Here is a 7,594-nt window from a genome sequence, read left to right on the forward strand (position 1 = left end):
CGAGCGCCCGACCGGCGCCGGGGGAGTCCGAACCGGCCGTCCGCGCGGGGCACACTGGAGGAACCCCGCCCCGCGGCCCGGAGCGCCGCCGGACCGGTCGCCTCCCGCCCACGTCCCGCCGAACCGCCCGCCGACCCAATCCGTTCCACCGGGGGAGTTGGAAGCACCCGTGACCACCTGGACCGACCACACCGCCGACCGTCCCATCTCGCTCACCGAACCGAGCGGCATCGACCGCGCCGCACACCACCGGCTCGACGAGGCATGGCTCGCGGCGGCCTGGAGCCACCCCTCGACACGCTGCTTCGTGGTCTCCGGCGGCCAGGTCCTCATCGACGAGACGGCCGACGGCCGCACCGAGCTCGTCATGACGCCCTCCTTCGAGGCCCCGCTCACCGAGGCGCACCGCTACTTCCTCGGCATAGACGAGGAAGGCGTCAGCTACTTCGCCCTCCAGAAGGACGCCCTGCCCGGCCGCATGGACCAGTCCGCGCGCCCGGCGGGCCTGCGTGAGGCGGGCCTGCTGCTGTCTCCCCGCGACGCCGGACTCATGGTGCACGCGGTGGGCCTGGAGAACTGGCAGCGCACCCACCGCTTCTGCTCCCGCTGCGGCGAGCGCACCGTCATCGCCGCGGCCGGCCACATCCGGCGCTGCACGGCCTGCGGCGCCGAGCACTACCCGCGCACCGACCCCGCCGTGATCATGGCCGTCACCGACGCGGACGACCGCATCCTGCTCGGCCGCCAGGTCCACTGGCCCGAGGGCCGCTTCTCCACGCTCGCCGGATTCGTCGAGCCCGGCGAGTCCATCGAGCAGTCGGTGCGCCGCGAGGTGCACGAGGAGGTCGGCATCAGCGTCGGCGAGGTCGAGTACATCGCCAGCCAGCCCTGGCCCTTCCCGTCCAGCCTCATGCTGGGCTTCGTCGCCCGCGCCACCTCGACCGAGATCACCGTCGACGGCGACGAGATCCACGAGGCCCGCTGGTTCTCCCGCGACGAGCTGAGCGCCGCCTTCGAGTCCGGCGAGGTGCTCCCGCCCTACGGCATCTCGATCGCGGCCCGCCTGATCGAGCGCTGGTACGGCAAGCCGCTGCCGACGCGCAGCTTCGTCTGAGTCACGACGCCGAGTCTCGCCTGAGAACGCCGAGAGGGGGCCGTCCCGGTGTCGGGACGGCCCCCTCTCGGTGCCAGGCGTCAGGCGCCGATCTTCTGCTTCACCTGCGCCAGCGACGGGTTCGTCAGCGTGGAGCCGTCCGGGAAGAGAACGGTCGGCACTGTCTGGTTTCCGCCGTTCGCCTTCTCCACGAACGCCGCGGACTCCGGGTCCTGCTCGATGTTGATCTCGGTGTACGCGATGCCCTCGCGGTCCAGCTGGCTCTTCAGCCGACGGCAGTAGCCGCACCACGTGGTGCTGTACATCGTCACAGTACCCAGCATGTCTTCTCGCGCTCCTTCGGCGGCTCGGGAAAGTCGGTGCTGTGGAGGGAACGTACTTGAAAGCGCCCCCATTCCCGCCGGCGACCGCGAGCCCCGCGTTCCCGGAGTGACGCCTGCCGCATTAGTACGACTGCGAGCCCCTGCCTGTGGACAACCGGCTCACCCGTCTCCCGCGACCTGGCAGCATGGCCATGTGACAGCAGCAACGCACTCCCCCCTCTTCCCGCAGGTACCTGACTCGGCCGACGCGGTGCTCGAAGGGCTCGACCCCGAGCAGCGCGAGGTCGCCACCGCGCTGCACGGCCCGGTGTGCGTGCTGGCCGGCGCCGGTACGGGCAAGACCCGGGCGATCACCCACCGGATCGCCTACGGGGTGCGGGCCGGCATCCTCCAGCCGTCCAGCGTGCTCGCCGTCACCTTCACCAACCGGGCCGCCGGGGAGATGCGCGGCCGCCTGCGCCAGCTCGGCGCGGTCGGTGTCCAGGCCCGCACCTTCCACTCGGCGGCCCTGCGGCAGCTGCAGTACTTCTGGCCGAAAGCGATCGGTGGGCCCCTGCCCCGGCTCGTCGACCGCAAGGTCCAGCTCGTCGCCGACGCGGCCGCCGCCTGCCGCATCCGGCTCGACCGCGGCGAGCTGCGGGACGTCACCAGCGAGATCGAGTGGTCCAAGGTCACCCAGACCGTCCCGGCCGACTACGCGCCCGCCGCCGCGAAGGCCGGCCGCGAGACCCCCCGCGACCCCGCCGAGATCGCCCAGCTCTACTCCGCCTACGAGGAGCTCAAGCGCGAGCGCGGCGTGATCGACTTCGAGGACGTGCTGCTGCTCACCGTCGCCGTCCTGCAGGACCGGCACGACGTCGCCGAACAGGTCCGCGCCCAGTACCAGCACTTCGTCGTCGACGAGTACCAGGACGTCAGCCCCCTCCAGCAGCGTCTGCTGGAGCTGTGGCTCGGCGACCGGGAGAACCTGTGCGTGGTCGGCGACGCCAGCCAGACGATCTACTCGTTCACGGGCGCAACCCCGGACCACCTGCTCGACTTCCGCACCCGTCACCCGGGCGCCACCGTCGTCAAACTCGTCCGCGACTACCGCTCCACGCCCCAGGTCGTCCATCTCGCCAACGGCCTGCTCGCCCAGGCCCGCGGCCGCGCCGCCGACCACCGGCTGGAGCTCGTCTCGCAGCGCGCCCCGGGACCCGAGCCGGTCTTCACCGAGTACACCGACGAACCGGCCGAGGCGTTGGGCGCCGCCCAGCGGATCAGGGAACTGATCGACTCCGGCGTCCCGGCGAGCGAGATCGCCGTGCTGTTCCGCACGAACTCCCAGTCCGAGACCTACGAGCAGGCCCTCGCGGACGCCGGAGTGCCCTATCAGCTGCGTGGCGCCGAGCGGTTCTTCGACCGCCCCGAGGTGCGCAAGGCGATCGCCGCCCTGCGCGCCGCGGCCCGCTTCGGCGGCAACGACCACCTCCTCGACGACGCCGTCGACCTGCCCTCCCAAGTGCGCGCCGTGCTCTCCGGCGAGGGCTGGACATCCGAGCCGCCGGCCGGCTCGGGCGCGGTCCGGGAGCGCTGGGAGTCCCTCGCCGCGCTGGTGAACCTCGCCCAGGACTTCGCCGCCGCCAGATCCGGAGTGGGCCTCGCCGAGCTCGTCGTCGAACTCGACGAACGGGCCGGCGCCCAGCACGCCCCCACCGTCCAGGGCGTCACCCTCGCCTCCCTGCACTCGGCCAAGGGACTGGAGTGGGACGCCGTCTTCCTGGTGGGCGTCGCCGAGGGCATGATGCCGATCACCTACGCAAAGACAGACGAGCAGATCGAGGAGGAACGCCGCCTTCTGTATGTAGGCGTCACCCGCGCCCGTGAGCGACTGCACCTGTCCTGGGCGCTCTCCCGTTCCCCCGGCGGGCGTCCGAACCGCCGCCCCAGCCGCTTCCTCGACGGACTGCGCCCCGGCTCGACCGGTACCGCAGGCCGGGGCAGCGTCGGCGGCAGCGGAGGTGTGGAGCGAGGGTTCCCCGCCTCGGGGCCGCGTGCGGCAGCCCCCGCCGGCCCGAGACGCAGACAGCGCAGCCCCGCCCGCTGCCGGGTCTGCGGCCGCACCCTGACCGACGCGGGCGAGATGAAGCTGATGCGCTGCGAGGACTGCCCCTCCGACATGGACGAGGGACTCTACGAGCGGCTGCGCGAGTGGCGCGCCGAGCAGGCGCGGCGCAGCGGGCAGCCCGCCTTCTGCGTCTTCACCGACAAGACACTGATGGCGATCGCCGAGTCCGCCCCGGAGGACGACCACGAACTCGCCCGCATCCCGGGGGTGGGGATGCGCAAGCTGGGTCGCTACGGCGCCGACGTTCTGGCCATCTGCGCGGGCCGTGAGGTCGCCGGGGAGCAGAATCAGGACTGATCCCAACTCGTCGAAAAAATAGTTTGCGCATGCCCCAGCAATCCCCATAGGTTCTTAGGCACGGGAACAGCGGCCTTCTCTCAGGCCCTGATTCCGTGTTGTACTTGCATATCCGCCGGACTGGCTCACCCCAGTCCCCCGATGCGCCGAGAGGAGGCGAGTCCAGTGATCAGCATCAACACCAGCACCAACGTCAAACTGACCGATCGCTCGGCCGTCTCCCTGTGCATGCTCGGCGCCTCGAACCAGGGCACCAGTGTGTCCGGCCTCCGTGCCGAACTCCTGGCGTCCTCCATTGCTCCCGCGGGCCTTGTCGTCCGTGAGCGCAATGAGCGACCGACCAAGGCACCGGCAGCGGTAGTGGCACAGGCGCAGGCCTATGCCTTTGCGGCGACCGGTGCCGGATTCCGGAAGCAGACGACGCAGCACCACCTGATGTGGGCCTTCCGTGGGCCAGAACCCTGGAGTGATCCAGCCTGATGCGATCAGGCCGGCGCCTTCAGGGCCGCGGAACCCCATCCGGGATCCGCGGCCCTTCTGTTTGTCCCGAACGGGACGACAGAGCGAAGGAGCCTCGGGACAAGAAAAGAACCCGGTACCAGCCGCCAACCCGGCCGACCGGCCGGACACGACCAGACGAGGAAGACGAACCGTGCAACTCGAAGCGCACGCCCCGTCCGTACCGCCTTCCGACACGATCCCCAAGCCCGGCTCCACGGAGGACCCGACCTTGACTCCGCTCACCGCGCTCACCGCGCTCGACGACGCCATCGAGAACCTCGGCGTACCCGTCCCCTGCCGCTCCTACGACCCGGAGGTCTTCTTCGCCGAGTCGCCGGCGGACGTCGAGTACGCCAAGTCCCTCTGCCGCACCTGCCCGCTGATGGAGGCCTGCCTCGCCGGCGCCAAGGAGCGGCGTGAGCCCTGGGGCGTCTGGGGTGGCGAGCTGTTCGTCCAGGGGGTTGTCGTTGCCCGGAAGCGGCCGCGTGGTCGCCCGCGGAAGAACCCGGTCACGGCATGAACACCCCAGGAACGATCGATCGCCCCCTCACGCACGACCCCCAGAAGCAGGCCCCGATGATGCCGTCCGCCCACGAGCCCGCAGGCTCCGCTACCGAAGACTTCACCACCAGCGGTGCGAACGACTCGCGCCAGAACAGGACCCGTGAGATGCAACTCATCCCAGAAGCCCTGGCCCGTGCGCATATGCACGAGCGACTGCACGAGGCGGAGCGGGAACGCCAGGCCGTGCGCCTGGTGACCGCTCGCCGCATGCAGCGCCGTGCGGAGCGTGCCTCCCGGCGCGCCCGCCGTGCGCTCGCCATGGCTGTCATGCAGTAACCGAAACCACCTGAAGCGGTGACCTCCCGTCCGGGAGGGGAGCTTTCCCGCGGGGGCCGGTCCGTGCCGAACGGACCGGCCCCCGCGGTGCGTTGTGCCGGGCGGGCCGTGGGGCGCGGCGTTATCGTCGCCGGATGACGAGTCATTCCGGTGACAGCGACGACGGCTCCGCGGCGGAACCGGAGCCCCTCGTGTGCGCCCGCTGCGGTGCGCGGGCCGAGGGTCCGCAGCCGACCTGGACCTTCTCCGTGGAGAACGGCGAGCGCCGCCACTACTGCGAGGTCTGCTCCCGCGAGAATCTGCGCGCGATCGAAGGCCGGCTGGACTCGCAGTGGTGGTAGGGAACGAACACCGGCCCGTGAGCCTGAGCCTGACCCTGTGTCACGCCTCGGCCGCTGCCTCCTGTGCGGCCGGGTCCTCGGGCACGAATCCCGGCAGCCATTCCTCCAGTTCCTCACGCAGCCGCACCGTCGCGCCCAGCTGGCACAGCACCCCGATCGTGCTCAGGGTCACCCGGTGGATCAGCAGATACGCCGGCGGCAGATTGAGCTGCTTGGCCAACTGGTAGGCGGGCGAGCGCGGGTCGGCGACGCGGGCCGCCTGGCTGCGCATCCAGCCGCGGGTGAAGGTGAACACCTCGGCCTGCGCCGGTTCGATGATCGGCAGCAGATAGTCCAGGACCGCGTCGGGGTCCAGCTCTATGGTCTCCTTGACGAAACCCTCCGCGCACAGCATCTCGTAGACGGCCTCGGCCTCGCCGTCCAGTGTCATGCGCAGTGCCTCGCCGATCGTGGCGGGCAGCCCGCCCGGGAGACGGTCGACCGTGCCGAAGTCCAGGACACCCAGCCGCCAGTCGTCCTCGCCGCCAGGACCGCCGGGCAGCAGACGGAAGTTGCCCGGGTGCGGGTCGGCGTGCAGCAGGCCGGTGCGGGCCGGGCCCGAGAAGAGGAAGCGCGCGAGGAGCTGACCGGCCCGGTCGCGCTGCGCCTCGGTGCCGTCCGAGATGATCTCCGACAGCGGGATGCCGTCCATCCACTCGGTGATCAGCACCTGCTCGCACTGGTGGACCACCTGCGGCACGACGACGTCCGGATCGTCCGTGAACTCCCCGGCATGAGCCTGCTGCGCCTGCGCCTCCAGGCCGTAGTCCAGCTCCTCCGAGACCCGGTCCTTGAGCTCCGCGATCAGCGGCTTCACATCCATGCCCGGCACCAGCGGACCCAGCAGACGGGCGAAGCGGCTCAGCTGGTTCAGGTCGGACAGCAGGGCCTCGCCCGCGCCCGGGTACTGCACCTTCACCGCCACCTCGCGGCCGTCGTGCCACACGCCCCGGTGCACCTGGCCGATCGAGGCCGCGGCGGCGGGCTTGTCCTCGAACTCCAGGAACAGATCCTGCCAGCCCTTGCCGAGCCGCTCGTCCAGCACCGCGTGCACGGTGCGGGTCGGCATCGGCGGGGCCGCCTCCTGCAGCTTGGTGAGCGCCGCACGATAGGGACCGGCTACCTCCTCGGGCAGCGCCGACTCGAAGACCGACAGGGCCTGGCCGAACTTCATCGCCCCGCCCTTGAGCTCGCCGAGCACCTTGAACAGCTGCTCCGCGGTGCGCTGCTGCAGCTCGCGGCCGACGATCTCCGCGGACTCGCCCACGATCCGCTTGCCGAGTCCCCAGGTCGCCCGCCCGGCGAAGCCGAGCGGGAGAGCCGCCAGCTTGGCGGTCCTGGTGACCGCCTTGCGGGGAAGATCAGACATGCGCCCTCCAAGTCCCTGCCGGCCGCTGTGCGTCCGCCTCGTGGGGCGGATCCTCCGACGGCCCGTGCATGGCCATTGTCTCGTGCGACCGCCCGTCCTCGGAGGTGTGTTCTCCCTTACCTTTCTCCGCCGCTCCGCACGGGCACGCCGGATGCGGCCAGATCGGCCGCGGATGCCAGTGCAGACCCGGGACGGAGACCTCCCAGCGGGCGCCCGCACTGGACGGACTCCGGCCGTCCAGGAAGGCGAGCGCGTGGGCGGCCGCCAGTCCCGCCACCGTAGTGGCAAGCGTGAGATCGCAGGCCACCGTCCGGCGCTGCCGCCCCGAGCGCCACTGGGCCACCAGTCGTGGCCAGGTCGGGTCCCGGTCGGCGCGGTCCTGCTGCAGACAGCCCGCGCACGCCGTCTCGCCCGGCAGGACGAGCGGACCGACCACACCGGTTCCCTCCACCACGCCGGCGTAGAGATGAGGAGTCCCCGAGGACAGAAGGGTCTCGGCGGAGACCGGGTCGGGCGCGTGCACGGCGACATCGTCCCGCAGGGCGAGGACCACCAAGGAGAAGCCAGGGTCGTCCGCGCCGAGCCGCGACCGGGCCGCCCGCCGTGGCGGCCGGTCCGGAGCGGCACGCCGGACGACGCGACGGGCCGCCTCGTCCCGGCGGT

The 7,594-nt window shown here is 71.5% G+C and carries 9 protein-coding genes; 6 read left to right on the plus strand and 3 right to left on the minus strand.

The features are described from left to right. Positions 1-157: 157 nt before the first annotated feature. Entirely contained in the window at positions 158-1,114 is a 957-nt protein-coding gene (nudC, locus tag N4P33_RS29880) for an NAD(+) diphosphatase (protein ID WP_260830071.1), read from the plus strand. 80 nt (positions 1,115-1,194) lie between these two features. On the opposite strand, the gene N4P33_RS29885 is transcribed toward nudC, so the two are convergent. Then, a complete protein-coding gene (locus N4P33_RS29885) occupies positions 1,195-1,437 on the minus strand; it encodes a mycoredoxin (protein ID WP_189942747.1) in 243 nt (80 codons plus the stop codon). Between the two features lie 193 nt (positions 1,438-1,630). Between N4P33_RS29885 and N4P33_RS29890 the strand changes: the two genes are divergently transcribed. From N4P33_RS29890 to N4P33_RS29910, 5 genes are all read left to right on the plus strand, one after another. Then, complete coding sequence (locus tag N4P33_RS29890) at positions 1,631-3,841, plus strand: ATP-dependent DNA helicase UvrD2 (RefSeq protein ID WP_260830072.1); 2,211 nt, start codon at positions 1,631-1,633, stop codon at positions 3,839-3,841. A gap of 165 nt (positions 3,842-4,006) precedes the next feature. Then, a complete protein-coding gene (locus N4P33_RS29895; RefSeq protein ID WP_260830073.1) occupies positions 4,007-4,321 on the plus strand; it encodes a hypothetical protein in 315 nt (104 codons plus the stop codon). A 172-nt stretch (positions 4,322-4,493) separates the two neighbouring features. After that, positions 4,494-4,862, plus strand: a complete 369-nt coding sequence (locus N4P33_RS29900) for a WhiB family transcriptional regulator (RefSeq protein ID WP_055573144.1) — start codon at positions 4,494-4,496, stop codon at positions 4,860-4,862. Further along, entirely contained in the window at positions 4,859-5,182 is a 324-nt protein-coding gene (locus tag N4P33_RS29905) for a hypothetical protein (RefSeq protein WP_260830074.1), read from the plus strand. The genes N4P33_RS29900 and N4P33_RS29905 overlap by 4 nt, the downstream gene beginning before the upstream one ends. Before the next feature lie 134 nt (positions 5,183-5,316). Continuing rightward, positions 5,317-5,523 carry a hypothetical protein gene (locus N4P33_RS29910; protein ID WP_260830075.1) on the plus strand — a complete coding sequence of 69 codons (207 nt, stop codon included), beginning with the start codon at positions 5,317-5,319 and terminating at the stop codon, positions 5,521-5,523. A 40-nt stretch (positions 5,524-5,563) separates the two neighbouring features. Here the strand turns inward: N4P33_RS29910 and N4P33_RS29915 are convergent, their stop codons facing one another. Both N4P33_RS29915 and N4P33_RS29920 read right to left on the minus strand, forming a co-directional pair. Next, complete coding sequence (locus N4P33_RS29915; protein WP_260830076.1) at positions 5,564-6,931, minus strand: AarF/ABC1/UbiB kinase family protein; 1,368 nt, start codon at positions 6,929-6,931, stop codon at positions 5,564-5,566. Next, a partial coding sequence (locus tag N4P33_RS29920; protein ID WP_260830077.1) for a TOMM precursor leader peptide-binding protein occupies positions 6,924-7,594 on the minus strand: 671 nt, incomplete at its 5' end. The genes N4P33_RS29920 and N4P33_RS29915, both read right to left, overlap by 8 nt.

The sequence above is a fragment of the Streptomyces sp. 15-116A genome (genome assembly GCF_025290915.1).
In the GTDB taxonomy this organism is placed as follows: domain Bacteria; phylum Actinomycetota; class Actinomycetes; order Streptomycetales; family Streptomycetaceae; genus Streptomyces.